27 protein-coding genes are annotated in these 25,996 nt (G+C 67.1%); 17 read left to right on the top strand and 10 right to left on the bottom strand.

Features of this window, described 5'->3' with window-relative positions:
• Positions 1-678: LLM class flavin-dependent oxidoreductase (locus tag VGL30_RS08220; protein ID WP_331538727.1), on the top strand; the 678-nt coding region annotated here is incomplete at its 5' end.
• Positions 679-801, top strand: a complete 123-nt coding sequence (locus VGL30_RS08215; protein WP_331538724.1) for a hypothetical protein — start codon at positions 679-681, stop codon at positions 799-801. It abuts the gene before it with no gap.
• 103 nt (positions 802-904) lie between these two features.
• Here VGL30_RS08215 and VGL30_RS08210 read toward each other — a convergent pair whose 3' ends face one another.
• Positions 905-1,426 carry an outer membrane beta-barrel protein gene (locus VGL30_RS08210; RefSeq protein WP_331538731.1) on the bottom strand — a complete coding sequence of 174 codons (522 nt, stop codon included), beginning with the start codon at positions 1,424-1,426 and terminating at the stop codon, positions 905-907.
• Between the two features lie 583 nt (positions 1,427-2,009).
• Here VGL30_RS08210 and VGL30_RS08205 point away from each other — a divergent pair.
• Entirely contained in the window at positions 2,010-2,513 is a 504-nt protein-coding gene (locus VGL30_RS08205; protein ID WP_331538722.1) for an outer membrane beta-barrel protein, read from the top strand.
• A gap of 160 nt (positions 2,514-2,673) precedes the next feature.
• On the opposite strand, the gene VGL30_RS08200 is transcribed toward VGL30_RS08205, so the two are convergent.
• Together VGL30_RS08200 and VGL30_RS08195 are read right to left on the bottom strand one after the other, a co-directional pair.
• Positions 2,674-3,957, bottom strand: coding sequence for a cyclopropane-fatty-acyl-phospholipid synthase family protein (locus tag VGL30_RS08200; protein ID WP_331538720.1), 1,284 nt, complete (start codon positions 3,955-3,957; stop codon positions 2,674-2,676).
• Between the two features lie 187 nt (positions 3,958-4,144).
• The gene (locus VGL30_RS08195; RefSeq protein ID WP_331538717.1) at positions 4,145-4,336 is read right to left on the bottom strand and encodes a hypothetical protein; all 192 of its coding nucleotides are present in this window, start codon (positions 4,334-4,336) and stop codon (positions 4,145-4,147) included.
• Positions 4,337-4,768: 432 nt separating this feature from the next.
• Here VGL30_RS08195 and VGL30_RS08190 point away from each other — a divergent pair, with 432 nt between their 5' ends.
• The 5 genes from VGL30_RS08190 (at position 4,769) to VGL30_RS08170 (ending at position 8,422) form a co-directional block, all read left to right on the top strand.
• Entirely contained in the window at positions 4,769-5,668 is a 900-nt protein-coding gene (locus VGL30_RS08190) for a VacJ family lipoprotein (RefSeq protein WP_331538715.1), read from the top strand.
• An 81-nt stretch (positions 5,669-5,749) separates the two neighbouring features.
• Entirely contained in the window at positions 5,750-6,343 is a 594-nt protein-coding gene (locus VGL30_RS08185) for an MlaC/ttg2D family ABC transporter substrate-binding protein (protein ID WP_414694966.1), read from the top strand.
• A 36-nt stretch (positions 6,344-6,379) separates the two neighbouring features.
• Positions 6,380-6,862, top strand: a complete 483-nt coding sequence (mlaD, locus tag VGL30_RS08180; RefSeq protein ID WP_331538710.1) for an outer membrane lipid asymmetry maintenance protein MlaD — start codon at positions 6,380-6,382, stop codon at positions 6,860-6,862.
• Between the two features lies 1 nt (position 6,863).
• Positions 6,864-7,658, top strand: coding sequence for an ABC transporter permease (locus tag VGL30_RS08175; RefSeq protein WP_331538707.1), 795 nt, complete (start codon positions 6,864-6,866; stop codon positions 7,656-7,658).
• Positions 7,655-8,422: an ABC transporter ATP-binding protein gene (locus VGL30_RS08170; protein WP_331538704.1), complete on the top strand. Its 768-nt coding sequence runs from the start codon at positions 7,655-7,657 to the stop codon at positions 8,420-8,422. The genes VGL30_RS08175 and VGL30_RS08170 overlap by 4 nt, the downstream gene beginning before the upstream one ends.
• A gap of 1 nt (position 8,423) precedes the next feature.
• On the opposite strand, the gene VGL30_RS08165 is transcribed toward VGL30_RS08170, so the two are convergent.
• On the bottom strand, positions 8,424-9,533 hold the full coding sequence (locus VGL30_RS08165) for a glycosyltransferase (protein WP_331538702.1): 1,110 nt from the start codon (positions 9,531-9,533) through the stop codon (positions 8,424-8,426).
• A gap of 366 nt (positions 9,534-9,899) precedes the next feature.
• Here VGL30_RS08165 and VGL30_RS08160 point away from each other — a divergent pair, with 366 nt between their 5' ends.
• Positions 9,900-11,006, top strand: a complete 1,107-nt coding sequence (locus VGL30_RS08160) for a glycosyltransferase (protein WP_331538700.1) — start codon at positions 9,900-9,902, stop codon at positions 11,004-11,006.
• A gap of 31 nt (positions 11,007-11,037) precedes the next feature.
• Here the strand turns inward: VGL30_RS08160 and VGL30_RS08155 are convergent, their stop codons facing one another.
• From VGL30_RS08155 to VGL30_RS08140, 4 genes are read right to left on the bottom strand one after another with little or no spacing between them, the layout of a single operon-like run.
• Positions 11,038-11,490 carry a MaoC family dehydratase gene (locus tag VGL30_RS08155; protein ID WP_331538729.1) on the bottom strand — a complete coding sequence of 151 codons (453 nt, stop codon included), beginning with the start codon at positions 11,488-11,490 and terminating at the stop codon, positions 11,038-11,040.
• 22 nt (positions 11,491-11,512) lie between these two features.
• Positions 11,513-12,370, bottom strand: a complete 858-nt coding sequence (locus VGL30_RS08150; protein ID WP_331538698.1) for an SDR family NAD(P)-dependent oxidoreductase — start codon at positions 12,368-12,370, stop codon at positions 11,513-11,515.
• 28 nt (positions 12,371-12,398) lie between these two features.
• Positions 12,399-13,325 carry a 3-keto-5-aminohexanoate cleavage protein gene (locus VGL30_RS08145; protein WP_331538696.1) on the bottom strand — a complete coding sequence of 309 codons (927 nt, stop codon included), beginning with the start codon at positions 13,323-13,325 and terminating at the stop codon, positions 12,399-12,401.
• A 6-nt stretch (positions 13,326-13,331) separates the two neighbouring features.
• Positions 13,332-14,519, bottom strand: coding sequence for an acyl-CoA dehydrogenase family protein (locus VGL30_RS08140; RefSeq protein ID WP_331538693.1), 1,188 nt, complete (start codon positions 14,517-14,519; stop codon positions 13,332-13,334).
• Positions 14,520-14,634: 115 nt separating this feature from the next.
• Between VGL30_RS08140 and VGL30_RS08135 the strand changes: the two genes are divergently transcribed.
• The 4 genes from VGL30_RS08135 to VGL30_RS08120 are packed head-to-tail and all read left to right on the top strand — an operon-like array spanning position 14,635 to position 18,783.
• Positions 14,635-15,243 carry a TetR/AcrR family transcriptional regulator gene (locus VGL30_RS08135; protein ID WP_331538691.1) on the top strand — a complete coding sequence of 203 codons (609 nt, stop codon included), beginning with the start codon at positions 14,635-14,637 and terminating at the stop codon, positions 15,241-15,243.
• Positions 15,240-16,715, top strand: a complete 1,476-nt coding sequence (locus tag VGL30_RS08130; RefSeq protein WP_331538689.1) for an acetyl-CoA carboxylase biotin carboxylase subunit — start codon at positions 15,240-15,242, stop codon at positions 16,713-16,715. Before VGL30_RS08135 ends, VGL30_RS08130 begins: the two co-directional genes overlap by 4 nt.
• Position 16,716: 1 nt before the next feature.
• Positions 16,717-17,172 carry an acetyl-CoA carboxylase biotin carboxyl carrier protein subunit gene (locus VGL30_RS08125; RefSeq protein ID WP_331538686.1) on the top strand — a complete coding sequence of 152 codons (456 nt, stop codon included), beginning with the start codon at positions 16,717-16,719 and terminating at the stop codon, positions 17,170-17,172.
• A gap of 3 nt (positions 17,173-17,175) precedes the next feature.
• The gene (locus VGL30_RS08120) at positions 17,176-18,783 is read left to right on the top strand and encodes an acyl-CoA carboxylase subunit beta (RefSeq protein WP_331538683.1); all 1,608 of its coding nucleotides are present in this window, start codon (positions 17,176-17,178) and stop codon (positions 18,781-18,783) included.
• Between the two features lie 143 nt (positions 18,784-18,926).
• On the opposite strand, the gene VGL30_RS08115 is transcribed toward VGL30_RS08120, so the two are convergent.
• Positions 18,927-19,943 carry a zinc-binding alcohol dehydrogenase family protein gene (locus tag VGL30_RS08115; protein ID WP_331538681.1) on the bottom strand — a complete coding sequence of 339 codons (1,017 nt, stop codon included), beginning with the start codon at positions 19,941-19,943 and terminating at the stop codon, positions 18,927-18,929.
• A 668-nt stretch (positions 19,944-20,611) separates the two neighbouring features.
• On the opposite strand from VGL30_RS08115, the gene VGL30_RS08110 reads away from it, so the two are divergent.
• A complete protein-coding gene (locus VGL30_RS08110; RefSeq protein ID WP_331538679.1) occupies positions 20,612-21,619 on the top strand; it encodes an NAD(P)-dependent alcohol dehydrogenase in 1,008 nt (335 codons plus the stop codon).
• 148 nt (positions 21,620-21,767) lie between these two features.
• Here the strand turns inward: VGL30_RS08110 and VGL30_RS08105 are convergent, their stop codons facing one another.
• Positions 21,768-21,980: a hypothetical protein gene (locus VGL30_RS08105; RefSeq protein ID WP_331538676.1), complete on the bottom strand. Its 213-nt coding sequence runs from the start codon at positions 21,978-21,980 to the stop codon at positions 21,768-21,770.
• Between the two features lie 653 nt (positions 21,981-22,633).
• Between VGL30_RS08105 and VGL30_RS08100 the strand changes: the two genes are divergently transcribed.
• The 3 genes from VGL30_RS08100 to VGL30_RS08090 all read left to right on the top strand — a co-directional run bounded on the left by VGL30_RS08100 (position 22,634) and on the right by VGL30_RS08090 (position 25,872).
• Positions 22,634-23,095: a nuclear transport factor 2 family protein gene (locus VGL30_RS08100; RefSeq protein ID WP_331538674.1), complete on the top strand. Its 462-nt coding sequence runs from the start codon at positions 22,634-22,636 to the stop codon at positions 23,093-23,095.
• Positions 23,096-23,107: 12 nt separating this feature from the next.
• Complete coding sequence (locus tag VGL30_RS08095) at positions 23,108-24,028, top strand: SDR family oxidoreductase (RefSeq protein ID WP_331538672.1); 921 nt, start codon at positions 23,108-23,110, stop codon at positions 24,026-24,028.
• Between the two features lie 317 nt (positions 24,029-24,345).
• Positions 24,346-25,872, top strand: coding sequence for a glucan biosynthesis protein (locus VGL30_RS08090; RefSeq protein ID WP_331538670.1), 1,527 nt, complete (start codon positions 24,346-24,348; stop codon positions 25,870-25,872).
• Positions 25,873-25,996 lie beyond the last annotated feature (124 nt).

Here is a 25,996-nt window from a genome sequence, read left to right as displayed (position 1 = left end):
ATCATCCAGAAGATCTGGTTCGGCGAACGGCCCTTCGTCCACCAGGGCAAGTTCTGGAGGATCGAGGTCGAAGAGCCGCGCCTGCCGCTGTTCGACGCGCACATCCGGCCGCTGCAGAAGAACGGCCCGCCGATCGGGGTCTCGGGGCTGAGCCCCAACTCCCCAACCCTGAAGATCGCCGGCCGCATGGGCTTCCTGCCCATGAGCCTGGCCTCCAGCGTGCCCGCCCTGAAGAGCCATTGGGACGCCTACGAGGCGGGCGCCTACGCGGCCGGCCGCACCACCAACCGCGCCGACTGGCGGGTCGTCAAGGAGATCGTCGTCGCCGAGACCGACGCCAAGGCCGAGAAGATCGCCGTCGAGGGCGGACTGGGGAAGTATACGACGGGCTACCTCGCCCGCACTTCCCGGCACTCCGCCGAGACGCAGGGCCTGCCGTTCAATCCGGTGGAGTACACGCCGGACCACTTCCTCCGGCACACGTGGATCGTCGGCTCCCCGGCCACCGTGCGTGAGAAGCTGGAAGCCTTTCAGCACGAGACCGGCGGCTTCGGCACTCTGCTGGTCTTCGCCTGCGACTATGCCGAGCAGCCGGAAGCCTGGCGCGACTCCTTGCAGGCTCTGGCGGAGGAAGTTGTTCCTAAGATGATCGTCGCCACGGCGGTGACCGCCGCCTAGATGTCGATCAACCGGCAGGCGGGTCATCGAGGCGCCGAAGGCCTCATCAACATCATCTTCGCGATCGAGTGCGTCGCGCCAGATGGCGAACTCAGAATGGGCGTTGTACCGACCGGCGCCTAAATTCAACTTGAAAACGGAATGCTCAGCACCCTCTAAGTTATTGATCATGTTCGAAGGCCGACTTGCCCTTCTTTCGCCCTCCGAAACTGCAGACGAAGCCGACTTAGGCGACCCGCCCGTACTGGCGCCGTTCGTAGACTTCGGTGAGGCCGGGGGAGAGAACATGCCTCACCGTCCTCTGCGCGTTGAACAGGTCGGTGACGGTGAAGACCAGGGACAGATCGGGACGGAATTCGTGGCGGCACCCCACGTTCACCAGATTCATGGCGTCCACATAGCCCTGCGGGGTCAGTCGCTTGTCTGATCGGGCGAAAGAGATCTGGGCGGCGTCGGAACTGGTCAGGCGGTAGTCGAGATTGGCCTTGAGGTTTACGCCTCTTGTCGACCTCAGCCCCTGTGCGCCGAGGGAGCTCGCATCGATCTGCGCGTAGAAGAAGTCGCCGCTGAGGCTGAAGCTCAGCGCCGGTCCGAGTCTGCCGCCGGCGTTGAACTCGAAGCCTCCGGCCGTTCGCCTTGGTGGCCAGCACCACGTCGTCGCCGACCGGGCGCACGATCTCCGTGAAGCTGTTGCGGTCGTCGCGGTAGTAGGCTGTCGTTCCGTAGTCGACGGCGCCGTTGTGAAGATAGCCAGGTGTCCTGCGGCAACAGGTCCGGATTGCCGGCCGGCAGATTGTGCGTTTTCTCCCTCGCGTCGGGCGCCATGGCGGCCGAAAGCGCCGAGCGCGCAACCGGCGTGCAGGAATTGATGGTCACGGCGCCAAGACTGGAGTCGACCGCTCGCGCCGAGCAGCAGACGGCTCCGAACCTGGTGAACATCCAGTCGCGGAGACCATCGCCAAATATCCGGATGTCAACGCGGCGGAAACATTGAGCCGGGTGCCCGGCGTGTCCCTTTCGATCGACACGGGCGAAGGCCGCTACGTCAACATCCAGGGCATAGACGGCAACCTGAACGGCGCGACATTCGGGGGCGTCGTGCTCCTGAACACCCTGCCGCGGACGGTGGCCTATGACAACACTTCGGATCTCAATTTTCCAAAGGCGGCCGTCGTCGACGGTCCCAATGTGCTCGACCCGCGCCTCTATCAACTCGCCGGCATCTCCAATGCCAACGAGAAGGACAGGGACACGGAGTGGTCGTATGCGGCCAATTTGACGGTTCCGGGGACAATGGGTCTCGGACTCCGACATCTTCAAGGTCGGCGAAGGTGCGGCTGCGCAGCAAGCTGGCCCAGCCGCACAACTTCACCTTCAGCTACAATGGAGCGACCAAGCTCCTCAGCGACGTGCCAGGCGGCGGCCCGTTCATCTACTACGACGACCGCTACGCCGTGGGGGTCCGCGCCAATGCGGTGACGTTGCGCGATCTGCTCGCCGCCAACCCGGCTCTGTTTACGGAAAACCTCGCGCGCGACCGGTCGCGAGATGCCGGTGCGGTCCTGGATGACGACGAAAACGTCTACGCCGCCTATCTACAGTACCAGGGCGCCTGGGGGCCCTGGAACGTGCTGGTCGGGGCGCGGCTCGAAAAGACGGACGCCACCTACCGCGGCGTCTCGCAGGTGTTCGGCATCGGCGGCAGCCGCGCTACCGACGTCTTCCAGGACGAAGCGCAGCACGCTGGACTTCACCGGCCAATACCAGGTCAGCCCGCGTGTCGGCGCCTACTTCGACGCCAAGAACCTGTTGGACACGCCCCTGCGGTTCTATGAGGGCGCTCCCCAACCGTCCGATCCAGCGCGAGTGCTACGACGTCACCGTGGAGGGCTGGGTAAAGCTGAAGCTGTGAACGCGCCGCACCCGTTGTTCAGACGAACATCCCCCTGCCCGCACTGACAGGTTGACTCTCTCCTGCACCGCCGGCGACGGCGGCTAACCCGGAAGCGGGTCCGAACCCGGCGCCGGATCCGCTTCACGTGGGTTTTGCACGTGCGGCTCGCGTCCGCGCAGGAGCCGTTCGCGTTCTTCCATGTAGCTTCGGGTAAGCGGCACGGCTCCTCGCCTGCGGGCCAGCTGAAGCTGGAAAACCGTAATATCGTCGGTACGGAACGCGGCTTCCGAAAGCGACAGATAGAACTCCCACATCCGACAGAAGCGTTCGTCGAACATGCGTTTGGCCTCGTCGCGCCTCGACATGAAATTCCGCCGCCAGGCCTGCAGGGTCAGGGCGTAGTGCGGTCCGAGGGTCTCGAGGTCGGTCAGCACGAGACCGGCCTTTTCGAGGTGGGGCGCAATGTCGGACAAGGACGGGATATGGCCGCCTGGGAAGATGTACTTCCTGATCCAGGGATTTGTGGGCCCGGGCGTGTCGGGCGACGCGATAGTGTGGATCAGGGCGACGCCGTCATCGGCGAGAAGGCGGCGGACGGCGCGGAAGAATTCGCCATAGAAGGCCAGACCGACATGTTCGAACATGCCCACGGACACGATTCGGTCGAAGCGTCCCGCCAACTGCCGATAGTCCTGCAACTGGAAGGTCACGCGCTCGGCGAGCCCATGCTCGATCGCCCTGCGGCGCGCGCGCTCGATCTGTTCGGTCGACAGGGTCACGCCCAGCACGCGATCGGCGCCGCACAGTTCGGCGAGATGCAACGCCAGGCCGCCCCAGCCGCTGCCGATGTCGAGTACGCTGTTCCCCGGCTCGATCAGCAGCTTGGCTGCGACGTGGCGCTTCTTCGCAAGCTGGGCGTCGACGAGGCTCTGGTCCGGATGCTCGAAGTAGGCGCATGAGTATTGCCAGTCGGGATCCAGGAACAACGCGTAGAGGTCGTCGCCCAGGTCATAATGATGGGCGACGTTTCGGGCCGCCCGGCGAGGGTCGTTGCGCGCAAACACCCGTGTCGCTGCGACTCGCGCTTCGTCGGCCAGGCGCAGCACCCAGGGCTCCGACGCCTCGCGCGCGCCCTGCATCGCCATCAACAGGAAATCATAGACCGTTCCCTGCTCGACGGTCAGCCTCCCGTCGGTGAACAATTCGCCGGTCTTGAGCTCCGGATTGAGCAGCAGCGCCCGTTCTGCGCCGGCGTCGCGGAACCGTACGGTGGTGTGGATCCCGGAACCGTCGCCAAACAGAAGACGCGAGCCCTTTGCGGTGATCACCTCGAGGCGACCGACCTTCACGAGGGCGCTGAAGGCGGCCGAGATCAGGGCGTCCAAACGTTCTCAACTCCGCAACTATGAATGGCCGCCCGCTGGGTTGCGACCGCCTTCAAGGTTTCCCGTCCAGCCTGACGTGTGGTTTCAACCACGTTCCTGCCGACGGACGCCAGCGATAGGAACGCCTGCTTCAGATGCTGTAGTCGGCCAGTGTGGATTTTGGACGTAGGGCGCGGGGGCCCCCGCGCTATCGGAGCCCGCCGCCTGTTTCGTCCGTCAGCGTGATCTGGTTGGCGAGGGAACCAAGCAGTTGATCGGCGTTGTCCCGGTTGGTCGGCCTCTCCGACACGACGCCGATCACGGCGATCATGGTCGCCACGGCCAGTCCCAGGACCATCAGGGCGGACCTGCCGTCAGCATGGTTGTCGGTCGGCGCCATTCGATCCTCCCGGCCCTGGCAGCTCCTTATTTCACGGGCGAAATGTCCTGGAAGCAAGGGAAACATTGGAGCGGTCGCGTCTATCTCGCTGCACAGGCGCCCGAAGTTTACCCGACGTGGAGAAGACCGCTGGCCGACACCGGACAACTAGGAGGTGATCGGAGCGGCGCGGCGTCATCATAGGGACTCGGGGCGGTTGGCCGTTTTGAAGGCGATAATGACCAGGCAGACCAGATCGACGGCCGCAGGCCTTGCGACCCGACGCCGTTGGCTGGGTCATGGGGCGATCAAGCGAAGCCGCGGCGGATACCGGAGGATCGCTTTCGAAATCTGGGTGGACGCTTCGACGGCTCGCGCGCAGGCTTTCGCGCCGGTGGGCGGAGAACGTCACGCAGCCCCGCGCGTCAGGCGACAGTCCGGCCGGCCGGGTCGATGGCGGTTGACGCAGACGGCGGTCTGGTCCTTCAACAGGTGGCGACGCCCGTGACGAGCACCCAAATCCGGAACCGCCGTTTTCTGAAGGCGACCTGCTCCGCCGTTGGCGCGGCGGGGATGATATTCGCGGCCACGCCGCTGGTCGCGGCTGTTCCGGCTGGCGCGCCAGCCGCCGAGACGGGCGTCGACGTGCAGGACTCCCCCGCGTCGCTCCCGCACGATCCTTGGCAGGGGATGAACAGGCAGGTCTTCGGCTTCAGCATGCTGCTGGACCGCTATCTCGTCGCGCCCATCGCGCACACCTATATGCACATGGCGCCGTCGCCGGTCCGCAGGCGCGTCAGTATGGTGGTCGACAACCTCGGCGAACCGGGAACGGTGATCAATGACGTCGCCCAAGGCCATCCCCGGCGTGCCGGCGTCGCCACCGCTCGGTTCATGATCAACTCGACCGTGGGACTGCTCGGTATGTTCGATGTCGCCGCCAAGATGGACCTACCGTCTCACGACGCCGATTTCGGGCAGACCCTGGGGCGCTACGGCGCCGAAGCCGGCCCCTATATCTACGTGCCGCTGGTGGGACCCTCCGATCTCAGGGACGGTCTCGGCCGTATCGTCGACATCCTGGTCGATCCAGTCTCGCTGGCCACCGGAGGGTTCACGACGACGTTCGGAGCGACGAGGGTCGGCGTCACCGTGCTGGACGTCCGGGCGCGAAGCGACGTGGCTTTCCGGGCGCTCGACGACGCGACCGATCCTTACGCGACCGCCCGTTCCGGCTACACCCAACACCGCGTCTCCGTGGTGCAGTCGGCGACCGGCGCAGTGGAAGCTCTCCCCGACTTCGACTCTCCGATGGACGCGCGCCCGTCGGCTGATTCCGACCACCCCAAGTAAAAGCAACGACCATCCGGATTCGAGCAGATGAACGGCCAGCCTCGACGCGCTATCCACGTCGCGCTTCTGATAATTGTTTCGATGCTGGGCGCGGCCTCGGCGGCCCTGGCGCAGGGCGGCCGAGGCCGCGACCTCCAGGCCGAGCAATTCGTGCAGACGGGCGCCCAGCGGGTCATCTCGGTGCTGGCGGACCGCGGCCAGAGCGTGGCCCAGAAGAAGGCCACGTTCCACCAGGCGATCAACGAACTGGCGGACGTTCCCAAGGTCACCAACTTCGTGCTGGGCAAGTACGCGCGGACGATAACGCCGGTCCAGCGCCAGCAGTTCGCCGCAGCGTTCCGGGCCTATGCTGAAAGCGTCTACCAGAACCGGATCGACGACTACGGCGGTGAGAAGCTGAACGTGGTCGGATCCGTCGTTCAGAAGCCGGGCGACGTGGTGGTCAATACGACGATAGCGGGCGGTCAGCTCGATCGGCCGGTGGCGGTCGCCTGGCGCGTGCTGGGCGGCGGCGCGTCGTGGAAGGTCGTCGACATTCAGTTCAAGGGCGTCTGGCTGGCCATCACCCAGCAGCAGGACTTCGTTTCGACGATCGACAACGCCGGGGGGGATATCGGCGTGCTCATCTCGCAGCTCCAGAAGGACGCCCTGCGGCCTGCGGCCCGCAGGCCGTGACGGCGCCGACTCCATCTCGATTGAAAGGATTTCGCCTTGCGCGAACAGCAGACCGAAACCGTCATGGGTCTCGCAGTGCTTATCCTCGCGGCAGGATTCCTGGCCTATTCGCTGAGCGTCGGCGGCGTTGGAAAAAGGCCGGGCGGCTACGACGTCACAGCTCGCTTCGGTGAGGCCGGCGCACTGACGACAGGCGCCGTCGTCAGCGTCGCGGGCGTCAAGGTGGGCGCCGTCTCGCAGATCTCCCTGGACCCCAAGACCTACCTCGCAGTGGTGCGGCTCAACCTCGATCCCACCGTGAAGCTCCCCGCGGACTCCACCGCCAAGATCACCAGCGACAGCCTGCTGGGTGGCGCGCACGTCGCCATCGCGCCGGGCGGGGCGCCCGACGACCTCAAGCCCGGCGGCGAAATCGTGAACACCCAGGGCGCGGTCGATCTGTTCGGCCTGATCGGCCAGGTCATGCGACCGCAGGAGCCCAAGGCCGCGCCGGCCGACGCCGCGCCTGGAGCGCCATAGGATGATGTCAGGCGCCTCCGGGATCAACCCCGTCCGGGCGCTCGGGCGATCGGCGCTGGGCGCCGTACGCAATGTCGGCGCCGTGACGCTGTTCGCCGTGCGCGGGGTCACGGCGGTCTTCACGCCGCCGTGGTTCCCCGCCCAGTTGCTGCGTCAGTTGCTCGCGATCGGGTTCTTCTCGCTGCCCGTCGTTGGGTTGACGGCGGTGTTCACGGGCGCCGCGCTGGCGCTCAACATCTTCACCGGCGGCGGCCGCCTCAACGCCGAACAGGTGATGCCGCAGATCGTCGCGCTCGGCGTCACCCGTGAGCTGGGGCCCGTGCTGGCCGCCCTGATGCTCGCAGGACGGGTCTCCGCGGCCATCGCCGCCGAGATCGGCGCCATGCGCGCCACGGAACAGATCGACGCCCTGCGCACCCTGTCGACCGACCCCTTCCGTTACCTGGTCGCCCCGCGCCTGCTGGCCGCGGTGCTGGTCCTGCCGCTGCTCACCATCGTGGCCGATACGATCGGCGTCGCCGGCGGCTGGTTGGTCGCCGTGCGGGTGCTGCGCTTCAGTCCGACCGTCTACATCCACAACACCTCCGCCTTCCTCCAGGCCTGGGACGTGGCCTCCGGCCTGGTGAAGGCGCTGGCCTTCGGGTTCATCGTGGCGCTCACGGGCTGCTACCACGGCTACAACGCCTCCGAGGGGGCGCGGGGTGTCGGCCGGGCCGCGACCCATGCGGTGGTTTCGGCCGCCATCCTGATCTTCGCGGCGGACTACCTGCTGACCTCGTTGTTCGCCCACGCATGACCGGTCTGCCGAAACTCGAGTGGAAGGCGGTCAGCAAGCGCTTCGACAGCGTGCAGGTCCTCGACGGCCTCGACCTCAGCGTCGCTGCGGGCCGCTCCCTGGTGATCATCGGCGGGTCTGGGCAGGGCAAGTCGGTGACGATCAAGACGGCGCTTGGCCTGGTGCGCCCGGACGCGGGCCAGGTCATGCTGGACGGCGAGGACCTCGTGCCTCTCAACGAGCGGCGGCGGCGGAAGCTATTCTCGCGCATGGGCGTGCTGTTCCAGGGCTCGGCGCTGTTCGACAGCCTGACGGTCTGGGAAAACGTCGCGTTCCGGCTGGTCAACGCCGACCGCGTTCCGCGCGCCACCGCCCGGGCGCGCGCGATAAAGGCGCTGGAACAGGTCAGGCTGGGCCGGGAAGTCGCCGATCTCTATCCCTCGGAGCTCTCCGGCGGCATGCAGAAGCGGGCAGGCCTCGCTCGCGCCATCGTCGCCAACCCCGAGGTGCTGTTCTTTGACGAGCCGACCACCGGCCTGGACCCCATCACCGCCGCAGCGATCAACGCTCTGATCGTCGAGCAGGTCCGGCATCTGGGCTGCACGGCTGTTTCGATCACCCATGACCTGGCCTCGGCGCGGACCATCGGCGACGACATAGCCATGCTGCAGGGCGGCAAGATCGTGTGGCGAGGGCCGGCGGCGGACCTTGACCTCACCGACAATCCCTATGTCCGGCAGTTCGTCGCCGGACGGGCCGACGGCCCCATCGGCGGCGTCGACTAGCCTATGGGCCGAAGGCGGACTTCGGGGCGTGACGTCCGTTCGCGACCGCTTCGTCGAAGAGGCGCAAATAGGCGTCGGCGATCCCGGCGATCCGATGCTTGTCGACCTGCCTCGCCAGCATGAGCGGATTGGGCGGGGGCGCGCTCAAGGCCAGATCGAGGGCGGTGGCGATGGCGGCCGCGTCCCCGACCGGCGCGGACACGCTGCCGGTATGCGGTCCGACCAGTTCGTCGATCAGGGGTCCGCACCGGGTCGCGACGAGCGGGCGGCCCGCCGCCAGGGCTTCGACCGCGACCCCGCCATAACCCTCGAATTTCGAGCTCAGCAGGAAGAGACGCGAACGGTCCAGCCAGGGGCGGATGTCCGGTACGTATCCCGGCAAGCGGATTCGGTCGGTGACGCCGAACGCCCGTGCACAGGCGTGGATGGCGTCTCGCTCGGGCCCCTCGCCCAGGATCACCAACCGGGCGCCCGGCGTGCGGACCCGTGCGAACGCGGCCACGGCGACCGTGAAGTCCTTCTGCGGCGTAAGTCTGCCCGCCGCCAGGATGAGCGGCGGACCCGGCGGCAGGGGGTGCGGTTCCGGAGAGTCGTCGTCGAGCGAAGGCAGCGGCAACACTGTCGCCACGCGACGTCCCAGAACACGGTCGGCCTCCGCCTGCATTTCGGGCGAGAGCGCCACCACCAGGTCGACCTCCTGCATTCGCAGCCGCGTGGTCAGCTCGAACACGGCCTGCTCGATCCGTCCCCGACCCGGCCGTTTGAGGAGATTGCTGACCTGCGCGGCGATCCTTGGGCGCACGTCTCGAGGCAGGCGCGCCAAGCCCTGGATGACCGGCCAGTGGAAATTTCCGGGGAGGAAGAGGAGGTCACAGGGCTTGCGCGTGAGATGCGCGGCTACGGCGACGGCCAGCCGCCCGCGCGATCCGGCGGCGCGCCCTATGGCGGGATTCAGCATCTCCACGTGGACGTCCGCGCTGACCAGGTCGCGCAAGGGGCCATGAGGAGCGCCGCAGATCAGTCGGACCTCGCGTCCCGCGCGCGCCCATGTGTTGGCCAGCCGGATGGCCACGCGCTCCGTTCCGCCGAGCGAGAAATCGTGCAGGACCACGGCGATGGAATGGGCGCGCCGAGGCCGTGGGGCGTCCTCGAATGGAGGCGATGCTAGGGTTGGCTGGCTAGCCGCCGTCGATTCGGGTGCTGAGAGGTCCACGCCCCCTTGACGCCGCTGGATGCGCCTGCCCTCACGCTCTGCGAGCTTTTCGTCAGGCGAGCCTGGAAGAATGCAGCTGAAGGCCAGCGGACGCGGCACACGGCGCATTCCGCAAGCACAACAAACTGGAAGCCGCCGCCGCGGCTGGGTCGCCCGGACCGGCCGTCATCGCTGCGCAGAACATTCATTTCGGCTTGAGGCGGCGCGAGTTCGAAGGCGTCGTTCGGAGGAGGGACCTTCCTGAACGCCTCCGCCCTGACGGATATGCGCCGCGTCGTCCTAGCCGTGAACAGCCTCGGTCAGAGAGGCACCGATCGCGTCGCCATCCATTTGGCGTGCGGCGTCGCGGCCGCCGGGCTGGACGCCGAGATTGTCGCGTTCCGACGCGGCGGCACGGGCGAATCCGTGCTTGGGCCGATGTTGCACCCGGCGGTGCGCCTGACGTTTCTGGCGGGCGAAGTCGCGCACCGCAAACTCGACCTCGTTACCGGCTTGGCGGGCTTCGCGGCGCATTTGCGGTCTGGCCCCCCCGCGTGCCTGATCTCCTGCGGCAATCACATGAACTGGGTCTGCGCCGCCGCAGCGACGCTTGCGGACAGGTCGCACTGCCGCGTCGTGTTGAAAGCCACCAACCCGATCATCCGGCCGAGCGACGGGCCGCTCGGCGCTGTGGTCCGACGCGGCGTCTATGGGTGGGCCGTCGACGCCGCGGATCGCATGCTGACGCTTACGGAAGCGGACGCCGGAAACCTGAGCGCCGCCTTTCCTCGCCAGGCGCACAAATTCAAGGCCGTCGCCAATCCGTATGTGACCGCGGAAATGCTGAAGCCCCGGACGTCCGACGACACGGGTCTCCGGACCCCGATTGTTGTGGCGGTCGCCGGCTTTTCACGGCGCAAGCGTCTCGACCTGCTGGTCGAGGCGTTCGCACTGACCCGGACCAGGGACGCGCGTCTTGTGCTGATCGGCGACGGCGTCGAACGCAGGGCGATCGAGGCGCAGATCCAGGCCCGCGGAATCGGCGATCGCGTCGATCTCGCAGGCTATGTTGCGGATGTGGGGCCTTGGTTCGCCCGCGCGTCCGTGATGGCCTTGACGTCCACCTATGAGGGACTCCCCGCGGTCCTGTTCGAAGCGATGGCCGCCAACTGCCCCGTCGTCTCCACCAACTGCTTCGCCGGCGCGGACGAACTGGTGGGCCGTTCCGAAGGGTGTCTCCTCTCCGCAGACGATCCGGCGTCGATCGCCGCCGCGCTTGACCAAGTGCTGAGCCAGCCGCGACCGACGACGTTGCGGACGCAAGCCCAGCGTTATTCTGTGGAGCAGGGCGTTCGGAGCCACATCGCAGCCGTGGAAGACCTGCTTACCTAGTGCGCGGCTGCGGAGCCGCGCCGGTCCCGCCTCAAACGGGCCGCTTGTGCACCAGCGTCGTCCGGCGGCACTGGGCGACCACCTCGCCGCGCTGGTTCAGGCACCGATGCTCATAGACGACGACGCCCTGGGTCGGACGCGAGCGGCTTTCGCGCCGTTCCACCACCGTGGTCTCCGCGCGCAGGGTGTCGCCGATGAACACCGGCTTCGGGAAGACCACGGCGTCGAAGCCGAGGTTGGCGACCAGGGTTCCCATCGTGGTGTCGCCCACGGAGAGCCCGACCATCAACGCGAAAGTGAACATGGAATTGACCAGGATCTGGCCGAATTCGCTGGCCTTCGCCGCCTCGGCGTCGAGGTGCAAGGGCTGCGGATTGTGCGTCAGCGCGCTGATCAGCAGATTGTCCGTCTCCGTGACCGTGCGGCTGATCGGATGATGCATGATCATCCCGGGCTCGGACTCCTCGAAATATTTTCCAGACACCTGCAACGGGCTTCTCTTCCTCTTATCCGACCTTGAAATAATCCGGCTTGGGGATGGCCCACTGGTCGCCCCACATCTGGTTTCCGCCGTCGACGGTGAGCACCTCACCGGTCACGAAGCCGGCGCACGCCCCGGCCAGGAAGCAGATGGCGTCGGCGACGTCCTCGACCTGCCCGAAGCGCTTCATCGGATTGGTGGCGGCGAATTCGCGCCGCACCTCCTCCGGATAGACGTTCATTCCGGCCGTTTCGATGACGCCAGGCGCCACGCAATTCACCCGTATGCCCAGAGGCGCCCATTCGACGGCGACTGTCTTCGACGCGTAGATGACGCCGGCGCGCGCCGCGCAGGTGTGCGCGAGGCCCGGCATGCCGCGGCCGACCGCGGTCACCACGTTGACGATGGCCCCCGGAAGGCCCGCGTCCCGCCATTTCCGGGCGGCGGCCTGCATCATGTACCAGCTGCCGTTCAGGTTGGTGTCGATGACGGCGAGCCAGCCCTTCGGCGAGAAGTCGATCGCCGCCTGCGGGAACTGTCCGCCGGCGCTGTTGACCAGGATGTCGACCCCGCCGAACTGCGACCACGCGGCCTCGAACAGGGCGGCCACGGCGTCCGGGTCCCGGATCGACAGGGGATGGACGAGGACTTCGGCGCCATAGAGCCGGACGAGCGCGTCCTGCGCCGACGCCAGCTTTTCGGCGGACCGGCCGCACAGCACCACCTTCGCCCCCAGCCGCGCGAACCAATGGGCGGTCGCGCGGCCGATGCCGCTTCCCGCGCCGGAAACCATGGCGACGCGCCCCGCGAAATATCCGGGCGCCAGGGCGGGCGTCAGCGCCGCCAGCTCGGCGTCGCTGCGTCCGAACGGCTCGGCGGGCATCTAGCCGGCGCGGCGCAAGGCGGCGCCCCTAGAACCCGACATTGTCGCCGCCCTTCAGCGCCAGGATGTCGCGGGCCTCTGCGGGCGTGGCGACGTCCAGGCCGAGGCCTTCGATGATCTGGCGCACCTTGGCCACCTGCGCCGCGTTGCTGGGGGCGAGTTCGCCGGCCCCGAGCCACAAGCTGTCCTCCAGGCCGACCCGGACGTGGCCGCCCATCGAGGCGGCCATCGCGGCGACCGGCATCTGGTTCCGGCCGGCCGCCAGCACCGACCAGCGGTAGTCTGCGCCGAACAGCCGATCCGCCGTGCGCTTCATGTGCATGACGTCTTCGGGATGGGCGCCGATGCCGCCCAGCAGGCCGAAACAGGTCTGGATGAACAGCGGCGCCTGCACCAGCCCCTCGCGCCAGAAGTAATGCAGGTTGTAGAGGTGGCTGGTGTCATAGCATTCGAACTCGTAGCGCGCGCCGCCGGGGTTCAGCGTCTCTAGCGCGAAACGGATGTCCTTGAAGCTGTTGCGGAACACCAGGTCGTGCGAGCCCTCGAGCATGGCCGGCTCCCACGCGTGCTTGAAGGTCTTGAAGCGTTTGAGTAGCGGGAAGAGGCCGAAGTTCATCGACCCCATGTTCAGGCTGGCGATCTCCGGCCTCCACACGGCGGCCGGGCGCACCCGCTCTTCCACCGGCATGTAGGGCGAACCGCCGGTGGTCAGGTTCACCACCACGTCGGACGACTGCTTGATCACCCGCAGGAACGGTTCGAACGCCTCGGGCGACTGGTCGGGACGGCCGTCCTCCGGATTGCGCGCATGCAGGTGGACGATCGCGGCGCCTGCTGCAGCCGCTTCCAGCGCCGACTGGGCGATCTCCGCCGGGGTGACCGGCAGGTGGGGCGACATCGAGGGGGTATGGATCGAGCCCGTGATCGCACAGCTGATGATGATCTTGTCGGCCATTCCCAACTATCCCAGAAGCTCGCCGGCGATGATGATCTTGCGGATCTCGGTCGTCCCGGCCCCAATTTCCAGAAGCTTGCTCGCGCGGTAAAGGCGGTTGATCTCGGTTTCGCGCATGTACCCGGCCCCGCCGAAGATCTGCACCGCGTCGGACACCACCTGCGTACAGGTCTCCGCGGCATGGAGGATGGTCGCGGCGGTGAGCTTGTGGAACTCCCCGCGCCCGCCCTGGCCAGGCTCGATGTCGTTGGCAGCCGCACAGGCTCGGTAGCAGAGCGCCCGCATCGTCTCGACGCCGACGTACATCTCGGCGAGCTTGCCCTGGACCAGCTGGAAGTCGCCGATCCTCCGGCCGAACTGCTCGCGCGTGCGGGCGTAGTCCAAGGCCAGATCGAGGGCGCGCTCAGCCATGCCCAGGTTGATCATGGCGACGATCGCCCGCTCCAGGTCGAGGCCGCTCATCACCACCGCGACGCCCCGGTTTTCGACCCCGACCAGGTTCTCCGCGGGCACTTCGCAGTCGTCGAACAGCAGCTCGGCCGTGGTGGAGCCGCGGAAACCCATCTTGTCCAGCTTCTGCGCGACCGCGAACCCCTTGAAGCCCTTCTCGACGATGAAGGCCGAGATGCCCTTCGCCCCCTTGCTGCGGTCGGTCTTGGCATAAACCAGCAGCACGTCGGCCACTGGGCCGTTGGTGATGAAGAGCTTGCGGCCGTTCAGGACATAGCGGTCGCCGTCGCGCCGGGCGGTGGTGGCCATCGCACCGAGGGCGTCGGACCCGGCGCCCGGCTCCGTGAGCCCGAGCGCGCCGATCGCCCGGCCGTCGCAGAGCGGTGGCAGGTAGCGCGCCTTCAGCGCCTCGGACGCGTTCAGCGCGATATTGTTCACGCAGAGGTTCTCGTGGGCGATGTAGGACAAGGCGATGGCCGGGTTCCAGCGCGCAAGGGCCTGGGTGATCAGCGCCGAGGTGAAGAAATCGCCGCCCGCGCCGCCCAGCGACGGGCTCACCGTGACCCCCAGCAGCCCCATCGAGGCCAGCGCCGGCATCACCGTGTCCGGCCACCACTCCTCGTCGTCCATGCGTTGCTGCAGCGGCCAGAACGTCTGCCGCGCAAAACCCGCTACCGTATCCAGGATCTCCTGCTGATCCGGCGCCAGGCCGAACTGGCCGGCCCGCGTTCCAACCGGCTGCATCGCCGACACTGGGGACCTCCTCCGGATATGTCTCTCGACCTGGGCTTGACGCTTAATTGAGCTGAATTCATTTTTGTGTCAACGAGAGCCGGCGACACACGGCGAGCGGGGAAAAATGCCACGTATCAGCGCGGAACGGATGCAGGACCGGGAGGACAGCCTGCTTGCGGCTGCGCGCGAGGTCTTCGCCTGCAAAGGCTACGAAGCCGCGGCGGTCAGCGACGTGGCGCGCGTCGCCGGCGTTTCCGACGGCCTCGTCTATCGGTATTTCGGCTCCAAGCGGGACCTGCTGCTGGCGGTGCTGGACAGCTTCTACAGCCGCATCATCGACGACCTGGAACGCGCGGTGTCGCTGTCGGCCTCGTTCGAGCAGCGGGTGGCGACGCTGGTTCACAAGCATGTCGAGCGGTTCGTCGACGACATGGCGCTCTGCCGCCTGTTCATCGTCGAGGTGCGCAACTTCGACGAATACGTGGGCTCCGAGACCCACGAGCTCAATCGTCGATACACCTCGATCCTGATGCGGATCCTCGCCGACGGCCGCGCCGAAGGCCGGGTGGCCGGCGACATCGACGATCGCTTGGTTCGCGACATGATGTTCGGCGGGATCGAGCACGTGGCGTGGCGGCATATCCTCGCCGGCCATCCGATCGACGTCGAACGGGTCGCCGGCCAGATCACCCGTCTGCTGCTGGGCGGCATCTCCACGTCGCGCGCCTCATGACCGGGTTTCCGTTTCGCTCCGTCCTGGTGGCCAACCGCGGCGAGATCGCCGTGCGCATCCTGAGGACCGTGCGGGAGCAAGGCTTGACCGGGGCGGTCGTCCACCACGCGGTCGACACCGACACCCCGGCGGTCCGCGCCGCCGACATCGCCATCGAAGTCACCGGGCCGTCGCCGGTCGCCGCCTACCTCGACGGCGACCAGATCATCGAAGCGGCCAGAGCGGCGGGGATCGGCGCGATCCACCCCGGCTACGGCTTCCTGTCGGAGAACAGCGGCTTCGCGCGGCGCGTCGCCGAAGCCGGCATGGTATTTATCGGCCCGACGCCGGAGGCCATCGAACTGATGGGCGACAAGGTCCGGGCCGCTAGGTTCGTCGCGGAGCACGGCTTTCCGGTGGTTCCGAAGGCTGTCGAGGACGACGACCCGGCCAGCTTCCTCGCCCGCGCCCGGGCGCTCGGCCCGCCGCTGCTGATCAAGCCGGCGGCCGGCGGCGGCGGCAAGGGCATGCGGATCGTGCGCGATCTTGCGCAGCTCGAGGCGGAATGCGACCGGGCGCGCAGCGAGGCCCAACGCTACTTCGGCGACGGCCGGCTGTACATGGAGCGCTACATCGAGCGCCCCAGGCACATCGAGGTTCAGGTGCTGGGCGACGCCCAAGGCAATGTGATCCACCTCTTCGAGCGGGAGTGTTCGATCCAGCGCCGCTTCCAGAAGATCGTCGAGGAAACCCCCTCCCCCGCCCTCTCGCCGCAGACGCGGCGCGAGATCTGCGAGACGGCCGCCGGCATCGCGCGGGCGGCGGGCTACCGTAACGCCGGCACCATCGAGTTCATCTACGGGCGGGACGGCTTCTATTTCCTCGAGATGAACACCCGCCTGCAGGTCGAACACCCGGTCACCGAGGCGGTCACCGGCGTCGACCTCGTCCTGCAGCAGCTCCGCGTCGCCGCCGGCGAACCTCTCGGCTTCGGGCAGGAGGCGGTCGCCGTCTCGGGGCACGCCCTGGAGCTTCGCCTTTACGCCGAGGATCCGGCCCGCGGCTTCTCGCCGACCACTGGGCGCATCCTGGCCTGGTCGCCGCCGCCCGGCGTGCGCGTCGATGCCGGCGTGGCGCTCGGCAGCCGGGTCACCACCGCCTTCGATCCGATGCTGGCCAAGGTGATCGTGCATGGCGCGGACCGGGCCGAGGCCATCGCCAAGGCGCAGCAGGCGATGCATGACCTGGTGGTGTTGGGCTGCCGCACCAACGCCGGCTTTCTCGCCCGCCTGCTGCGCGATCCGGACTTCGCGGCCGGCGAACTGCACACCGGCCTGATCGACGAGAAGCCCGCCCTGGCCCTCGACGAGCCCATCGACGCCGAAACGGCAGCCCGGGTCCTGGGCCTGGCCGCGCAGGCGCTGCGGCCGATCGCCGACGCCGCCGGGGCCGCGCCGGCCCTGCACCGGGCGATGGGCGGCTGGCGGAACTGACATGAAGCACCGGCTGCTCCTCGACGACATCCCGCACGACGTCTGGCTCGTCCGGCGCGGCGACCGTTACCTCCTCATCGGCGGCGGCGGCGGCCACGACCTGTCGGAGGTCCCCGGCGCCGTGGTCGCGGTCGACGGCGACGTGGTGCATATCCATCTCGACGGGCGCGCCTACGTCGTGCGCCACCAGCCGGCGCTCGACCTCTATTCGCAAGCGGCGGAGGCCGAGGCCGAAAACGTCGCCCGCGCACCGATGCCGGGATCGGTGGTCGCGGTCCAGGCGCAAGAGGGCGATCCCGTCTGCGCCGGCGACACCTTGCTGATCATCGAGAGCATGAAGCTGGAGACCGCCATCAAGGCCGCCCGCGATGGGGTGGTCGAGACCCTGCACGTCGGCCTGGGCCAGACCTTCGAGCGCGATGCGCTCCTCGTCACGCTCGCGCCGCGGGAGACCTGAGCCATGTCCCGCATCAAGAGCAGGATCGATCCCGCCTCGGCGGAGTTCCTGGAGAACGCCGCCTTTCACCGCGGCCTGGCGGCCGAGCTTCGCCGCCGTCAGCACGACGCGCGTTTCACGCGGCCGCAGCGCGACCTCGACCGCCTCACGCGGCAGGGCAAGCTGCTCCCGCGCGAACGGCTCGACGCCCTGCTGGACCCCGACACGCCGTTCCTCGAACTGTCGACCCTCGCCGCCAACCAGGCCTATGACGGCGAGGCGCCCGGCGCGGGACAACTGACCGGCGTCGGGATCGTCGCTGGGCGCGAGGTGGTCATCCACGCCGACGACGCGTCGGTGAAGGGCGGCGCCTGGTATCCGTTATCGGTCAAGAAGATCGTCCGCGCCCTCGATATCGCCATCGAGAACCGCCTCCCGGTCGTCCATCTCTGCGACAGCGCCGGCGGCTTCCTGCCGCTGCAGGCCCAGCTGTTCGCCGACCGCTATTACGCCGGGCGCATCTTCCGCAACCAGGCGACCCTTTCGAAGATGGGGCTGCCCCAGGTCGCGGTGGTGCTGGGCCACTGCACGGCGGGCGGGGCTTATATCCCGGCGCTCTCGGACTACAGCGTGATCGTGCGCGGGACCGGGGCCATCTTCCTGGGCGGCCCGCCGCTGGTGAAGGCCGCGACCGGCGAGGACGTCACCACCGAGGAGCTCGGCGGCGCCGACATGCACACCAGCGTCTCCGGCGTCGCGGACTATCCGGCGAACAGCGAGATGCATGCGCTGGCCATCGCCCGCGACATCGTCGGCCGCTGGACCCGGCCGCGGAAGACCGATGTCGACCGGATCGAGCCGGAGCCGCCCTTCTACGACCCGGAAGAAATCTACGGCGTCCTGCCGAAGGATCCCCGCGTCCAGTTCGACATCCGCGAACTGCTGGCGCGGATGGTCGACGGGAGCCGCTTCCACGAGTACCAGCCGTCCTACGGCAAGACCCTGATCTGCGGCTATGCGCGGATCTGGGGTTATCAGGTGGGCGTGCTGGCCAACAACGGCGTGCTGTTCAACGACAGCTCGCTGAAGGGCGCCCACTTCATCCAGCTCTGCGAGCAGAACCGCACGCCGCTGTTGTTCCTGCAGAACATCACCGGCTTCATGGTCGGCCGGGAATACGAGCGCGCCGGCATCACCAAGGACGGCGCCAAGCTGATCATGGCGGTCACCGGCGCCAGCGTCCCGAAGTTCACGGTCAACTGCAACGGCGCCTTCGGCGCCGGCGTCTACGGCATGTCGGGCCGGGCCTTCGACCCGCGGTTCATGTTCTCCTGGCCGCAGGCCCAGATGTCGGTGATGGGCGCCGAGCAGGCGGCCAACGTCCTGGCCGACGTCAAGGTCCGGCAGCTGTCCCGCGACGGAAAGTCTCTCGATCCCGACGAAGTCGGGGCGATCCGCGAGCCGATCCTGGAAGCCTACAGGCGCGAGCAGAGCGCCTACTACGCCACGTCCGAAATCTGGGACGACGGCGTGCTCGACCCGGTCGACACGCGCAATGCGCTCGGAATGGCGATTTCCGCCAGCCTCAATGCGCCCATCGAACAGCCCCGCTACGGCGTCTTCCGATTCTGATCGAGGATGTCGCGGACGATATCCGCCGCATCTCCAGGCCGGTAAGCAAGTTCATCCCCGGGAGAGTCCTTGCGGTCGATAGCGGAAATCAGATTCGCGGCGATCCCGGAGAGTCGGACTGACGGCGCCGATTTTCGGCGAGGTCACCGAAAGCCTTCAAGCGCGATCTTGCCCCTGAGCCGGCCGCTCTCGACGAGCTGGTGAGCGCGCCTGAGGTTGGCGGCGTTGATGCTCCCCAAGGTCTCCGTCAGCGTGGTGCGGATCACTCCATCATCCACCAGCCGTGCGACCTCGTTAAGTAGCGCATGCTGCGCCTGGATATCAGCGGTCTCGAACGTCGACCGGGTGAACATGGCCACCCAATGGACCGAAATGCTCTTGTGTTTGAAGAATTTGATGTCGAGCGTTGCAGGATCGTCGGCCACGGCGATGCGCCCTTGCGGGGCGACCAGTTCCAGAATCTCGGAGAGATGCTGATCGGTGTTGCTGACGGAGAACACCATGCCCGGAGCCCCGACGCCCAGCGCGTTCACCTGAGCGGCGAGCGACTTGGAGTGATCGATGACATGATGGGCGCCCATCTCCCGCGCCCGGGCTTGCGTCTCCGGCCGGGAAGCGGTGGCGATGATGGTGAGATCGGTCAGTTTCCGGGCGAGTTGCACCGCCATCGAGCCGACATTGCCGCCGCCGCCGGTGATGAGGATTGACGGCGAGACACTGGGCGCCGGCTTCTTCACGTCGAGCCGATCGAACAGGGCTTCCCAAGCCGTCAGCGCCGTCAGCGCCAGAGCCGACGCTTCGGCCCAGCTTAGCGAACGCGGTTTGCGGCCGACGATCCGCTCATCCACGAGGTGGAACTCGGCGTTCGCGCCAGGACGGCGCAGCGCCCCGGCGTAGAAAACCTCGTCACCCGGCTTGAACAGCGACGCCAGGGGACCGGCCTCTTCGACGACCCCGGCCGCGTCCCATCCAAGGACGTTCCACTGTCCGGCTTCGGGGGTAAAACCGGCCCGCATCCGGGTATCGACGGGGTTCACCGAGACGGCGCGAACTTCCACAAGCAGATCTCTGCCCGTCGGCGTCGGTTTCGGCAGCTCGATATCCATCAGCGCTGATGGATCATCGATAGGAAGCGAATTCCGGTAACCGACAGAACGCATGACCTAATCGCCTATAAATTATAGAAAGATCTATTTTTATCCCTCTAGGGAGATATAGATTGTATCATATGTCGCTAAAAAATATGATATGCATCATTATTACATGTAACAAATTCTATTAAATCCGATTTTGCCGAGATATTATACTTACAATCCGGAAATCATAGATAAAATTTAGAAAATTGTACGTCATCTTGGAATATTCGACGGACAACTGGCGCACTCGGCCATGCCCGCGTTGATCATGGTGATGATGGCCCGCTCGAGATCGAGACCGCTCTCGACGACACGGACGCCGCTCGATCCGTCCTCCAACGACCCCTTCTTTGGGCCTTGACACAAAAATGAACTAAATTCATTTTTACGTCAACAGGCTGGAAACCCGCTCGTAGCGAGGAACCGAAACTATGCCGGGAGGGCGGCTTGCGAGGAGTAGGCGGACGCCCGCGCTGGTGCAGCGGCCGGATGAGCGGGTTCCCGTTCGATTCAGGCCTGGCGGCCAACGGAGGCGAAATCGCTGCACGAGTGCCGCACGGCTTCGAGGCGCTCGGCCGGCGGGCGCTCGTGCTGACGACGCGCGCCGGATCGATGGCGTCGGGGCCGGTCGCGGCCTTTCGGATATCGGCCTAAATCAAATTAGATAATAATTTCAAATGGGAGATCGACAAATGAAGGCCATGACCCTGAAGGCGCCGGGCGGGCTCGACAAGTTGGTGATGGCGACGATACCCGACGCGTCGGCCCCAAAGGCGGGTGAGATCACCGTCCGGCTGCATGCCAGTTCGCTGAATTATCACGACTATGCCGTCGCCAGCGGATGGAAGAAGTGCGCGGACAATCGCATCCTTTTGTCCGACGGGGCGGGCGAAGTTGCGGCGGTGGGCGAGGGCGTCGACGAGTTCGCGGTGGGCGACAATGTCTTGAGCATGTTCTTCCCTGAGTGGCTGAACGGCGACGCCACGCCTCACAGTCTCAGCAAGATGCCCGGCGATACGATCGACGGCTATGCCCGCGAGTTCGTCACCCTGCCGGCGGTCTATTTCACCAAGACTCCCCCCGGCCTGTCGCACGCCGAGGCGGCGACCTTGTGCTGCGCCGGATTGACCGCTTGGCGCGGACTGGTGGTCGCGGGCCAGGTGAAGCCGGGCGATTTCGTACTGGTGCAGGGTTCGGGCGGCGTCTCGGTCTTTGCGTTGCAGTTCGCCAAGGCGGCGGGCGCGACCGTGGTTGCGACCTCGTCGTCGGACGAGAAACTGGAGCGGCTGATGGGGCTCGGAGCGGATTATCTGATCAACTACAAGCAAGAGCCGGAGTGGGGGCAAAAGGCCAAGGAACTGACCGACGGCCGCGGCGTCGACCACGTGATCGAAATCGGCGGCGCGGGCACGCTGCCGCAGTCCATAACGGCGCTGCGCATGGGCGGCCATATCGCGATGATCGGCGTGCTTGCAGGGCTCAGCGGCGACGTGCCCACCGGCAAGCTCTTCAGCAATCTGACCCGTGTCACCGGCATCATGGTCGGCAGCCGCAAGGACCAATTGGACATGAACCGCGCCGTCGCCGCCAACGGCATCAAGCCGGTGATCGATTCGACCTTCCCGCTGGAAAGCATGGCGGACGCTCTGCGCCGCCAGGAAGCTCAGAAGCATTTCGGCAAGATCTGCTTGGAGATCTGAGGGCTCAGCCGTCGACCGCCCTCGCCGAGCGCCAATGTCCGCGCTTGGCGGCCGGCGTCAGCCGAACAGCTTGGCCGCCGCCTTCGCGACGAGCTCGCTCCGAGGCCGCCGGCCTGGTCGAAGATGGCGGGCATCTGGCGCCTTGCTCTCAGTGGTGATGCGATTCGGGCAGCAATTGCTCCTCACGCCATTCGCCGTCAGCATCGCCGATCAGGATGAATGCGGACTCCCGCCACGCCCGGACATAGCCGCTGGCGGCGGTGAGAGCGGCGCCTTCGGTGGCGAATTGGCCAAGCTCCGCGACATTTTCATCGAGGAGAACCCAGCGCGAGTTCCGAGCGATCAGCGTCAAATCACGCATCGCACACCCCTGTTTTCCAGAATGTGGCGACTCAAGTGGTTACCCAGGAGTTAACGGTTCCGTCGTTGGCGCCGAGCGGCGGCCAGGCCCTGGCGAAGAGGAGATGCAATCCGACGAGTTTGGTCGTGCGGTTCGGACGTTCCGCCGAGCGCGGGCCGATAATCGGACCCGCCTTCATGGCTTGAGGCGTCTCCGACCAGGCCCGAATTGTCCGCGCGCGCAGTCCCCCCGGAATTGACAAGTTAACCGCACAGGTCGATGTTGCGACAACCGCAGCGATCATCTCGATCCAGCCATTTCCAGTGGCTGCTTGCGAACTTCGCGCCGGCGGAATGGTCCAGTCACCAAGCAGCGGCCAAGCAATATTCCCGTATGAGGCCAGCCCCATATGGGCTGGTCGAAAGCGGCGGATCGACGCAAAGGGTCTTGCGGGGCCCTCAAGAGAAAAAGGGGGAACATGATATCCAGTGCGCATAACATGACACCCGGCGCACATAAGGTGTCGGCGCCGGCGTGCAGCGCCCCGCAGCAGCGCAGCAACGATCCACCCCATCCGCATCCAGAGCGCGGGCGCTGTCGCAACCTGCAGTCGGGCGACTTTGTTCGATGAGCCAGCCGCGCCACCGGCGCCTTCCCGCCTCCGGACCGGTGGCATGAGCGACGATGTCATGCAATGGGCGGGGCCGATCGCCTCGCCGAGCCCGGCCGAACTGGCCGATCGCCATGCGGTCAGCCAGCTGGTCAAGGTCTATGCGCTGGGCATCGACATGCGCGCCTTCGACCTGGTGACCAGCGTGTTCGCCAAGGACGCCGTCACCGACAGCAACCACGGCGTCCTGCCGGTCGGCGAATATCTGCCGAAGGTCTACGCGGGCGCATCCGCCTGGGCCGCCACCCAGCACAACATCACCAACCAATACGTGACGCTGCACGGCGACGAGGCCGTCGTGTGGAGCTACGGGATCGCCTACCACTGGAGCGCAGACGAGCCTCCCGCTCGGGTGGTGGTCGGCGTGCAGTATCGCGACCGGTGCCGCCGCTTTGCGGACGGCTGGCTGATCACCGCCCGCAAGGTGGTGCGACAATGGACCGACAAGTCTCCCGAAATCATCTGAAAGGAAAAGTACATGAGCCGTAAAGTCGCCTTCGTCACCGGGGCCAGCCGGGGCATCGGCAAGGCCTGCGCCATCGAACTGGCCGCGGCCGGCTTTGACGTCGCCATCACCGCCCGCACGGTCAAGGAAGGCGAGCAGCGGGAACACTCCTCCACGCTGAAGGACTCGGACACCTCGGCCCTCCCCGGCAGCCTGGAGGGCACCACGGCCATGATCGAGAAGGCGGGCGGGAAGGCTTTCGCCGTCGCCGCCGACCTCCTGGACCCCGCCTCGCTCGGTGCGGCGGTCACCAAGGTGCTCGACACCATGGGCCGCATCGACGTCGTGGTGCACAATGGCCGCTACATCGGTCCGGGCCACATGGACCGCTTCCTGGACACGCCGATCGAACTGTTGCGCAAGCAGATGGAAGGCAACGTCTTCGCCGGCCTGATCATCAACCAGCTGGCCCTGCCGTCGATGATCGCCAACGGCGGCGGGACCATCGTCAACATCACCTCCGGCGCCGCCTACAACGACCCGTCCAAACCGGCGGGCGGCGGCGGCTGGGGCATGGGCTACGGCATCTCCAAGGGGGCGTTCCAGCGCATCGCCGGGTTCTTGAACGTCGAGCACGGGCCCCAGGGGATCCGCTGCTTCAACCTCCAGCCCGGCCACATAGCCACCGAGCGCATGGCCCAGGACATGGTCAAGTTCGGCTTCAGCCCCAGCGGCGCCCCGCCGGCCGTGCCCGCCAAGGTTGTGGTCTGGCTGTGCACCGATCCGGGCGCCGACGTCTTCGTGCACCAGAACATCGAGGCGCAGAACTTCTGCCACGAGCGCGGCCTGATGCCGGGCTGGGAAGGCCCGCACCAGATGGGCCAAAGCCCGTACCCTGACCTGTCGGCCTACAACCTCCAGAGGCTTGGGCGCGGCGAGAAGCTGTACAGCTGAGCCTCGGCCGGCCTTGTCAGCCCAGATCGGCCCGTTGCCGACCGGCGCGCGCGCCGCATGACAAGGCCGGCCGGCCCGTTTCGTCATTTTCAGCTCGCCGGAGACTGATCCGGCCGGCTGTAAATGACGTGCGTGCGCTGTCCGCTGTTGGGCCTCCGGTGCTCCACCGGATATTTTTGGCCGCGCTCAGGCCGTGGTTCTGGTAATCAATCCTCCGACCCTTGCTGCGCCGGCTACGCTGGCGGAACAATCGGAGATAGCATCTGACGCTGACACGTCGGTTCGCTTTGGCGGCCCTGCTCGCGAACGCCGCGGGCGTGCTTGCAACCTCGCAGGCGCTCGGCGCGCCGGGCCGCCCCGCGCGCGGCGCCGACGGCTGGCCCACCGGGGCCGCCCTCGGTCCGTCGCGCCCCTTCTCGTTCGAGGCTCTCAAGGCGCACGCCGCCGGCCTGGCCGCCCGGCCCTATGCGCCGCCCGCTCCGCTTGCGCCCGAGCTGCTGCACGCCATCGACTATGACGCCTTCGGTCAGATCACCTATCGGCCCGAGGCTGCCTTGTGGACGCGCTCGGAAAGCGGCGGCGTCCGCTTCTTCCCCATGGCGCGCACCGCCAATGTCCCGGTCGCCATGAACGTCGTCTGGGGGGGCCAGGCGCGGACCGTCGAATATTCCCCGGCGCTGTTCGATATGCAGCCGGATTCGCCGGCGCGCAAGCTGGGCGACGAGGCGGGCTTCGGCGGCTTCCGCGTCATGAACCGCGACCAGCAGACCGACTGGATCGCCTATCTCGGCGCCTCCTATTTCCGCTCGGCCGAGCCCTTCAACCAATACGGCCTCTCGGCCAGGGGACTGGCGATCGACACGGCCACGCCGCGTCGCGAGGAATTCCCGGTCTTCACCTCCTTCTGGCTGGAGCAGGACCCAGACGGGCGGCTGGTGGTCTACGCCCTGCTCGACGGGCCGAGCGTGGCCGGCGCCTATCGCATCCGCCACCAGCGCTCCGCGACGGGCCTGGTCCAGGACATCGAGGCGGACCTGCACTTTCGCGGCGCGGTCGAGCGACTGGGCGTGGCGCCGCTGACCAGCATGTACTGGTATGGCCAAAGCGACCGTAAGCCGGGCGACGATTGGCGGCCGCAGATCCATGACTCCGACGGGCTGTCGATCTGGACGGGAGCGGGCGAGCGAATCTGGCGGCCGCTCGCCAACCCGCCACGGGTGATCACAAATCTCTTCATGGACAAATCCCCGCGCGGCTTCGGCCTGATGCAGCGCGACCGCAGCTTCGGGGACTACGAGGACGACGGCGCCTTCTACGACCGCCGGCCCAGCGCCTGGGTCGAGCCGGTCGGCGACTGGGGCGCGGGCTCGGTGCAGCTGGTCGAGATCCCCACCGCCATCGAGACCGACGACAACGTCGTCGCCTTCTGGACGCCGGCTGCGTCCCCCTCGCCCGGCCAGGCGCTCAATTTCGCCTATCGGCTGCACTGGACGGCCGACGAGCCCTCGCCGGCAGGCGTGGCCCGGGTGGTCTCCACGCGCCTGGGCCGGGGTGGCCGCCCCGGCCACGCGAGCCCGCCCGGGCGTCGCAAGTGCGTGATCGACTTTGCCGGCGGGCCCCTGGCGGGCCTCCGGCGCGGCGACGTGGAGGCGGTGGTCGATATCGACAAGGGTGCGCCGATCGAGCCGGTCGCCTATCCCGTGGTCGGCCAGACCCGCTGGCGGCTGATGTTCGACATCGATGCGCCGGCGGGCTCGACGGTGAACCTGCGGGCTTTCCTGCGGCGCGGCGGCCAGGCGCTTTCCGAGACCTGGATCCACCAGTTGGTCGGCCCCGGGGGCTGAGCGGGGGTGTCTCAGGCGGGGAGGAGTTGCGGCTGTTCGGCGGGGGCGCGCCGGTCGTGGGGGCTGGGCCGGGGGGCTGGGGCGGCCTGGAAGCTGTGGATTGCGACGGGGGTGCGCAACAGCG

The organism is Phenylobacterium sp., assembly GCF_036502675.1.
In the GTDB taxonomy this organism is placed as follows: domain Bacteria; phylum Pseudomonadota; class Alphaproteobacteria; order Caulobacterales; family Caulobacteraceae; genus Phenylobacterium.
This window is presented reverse-complemented; position numbering and strand designations above follow the sequence as displayed.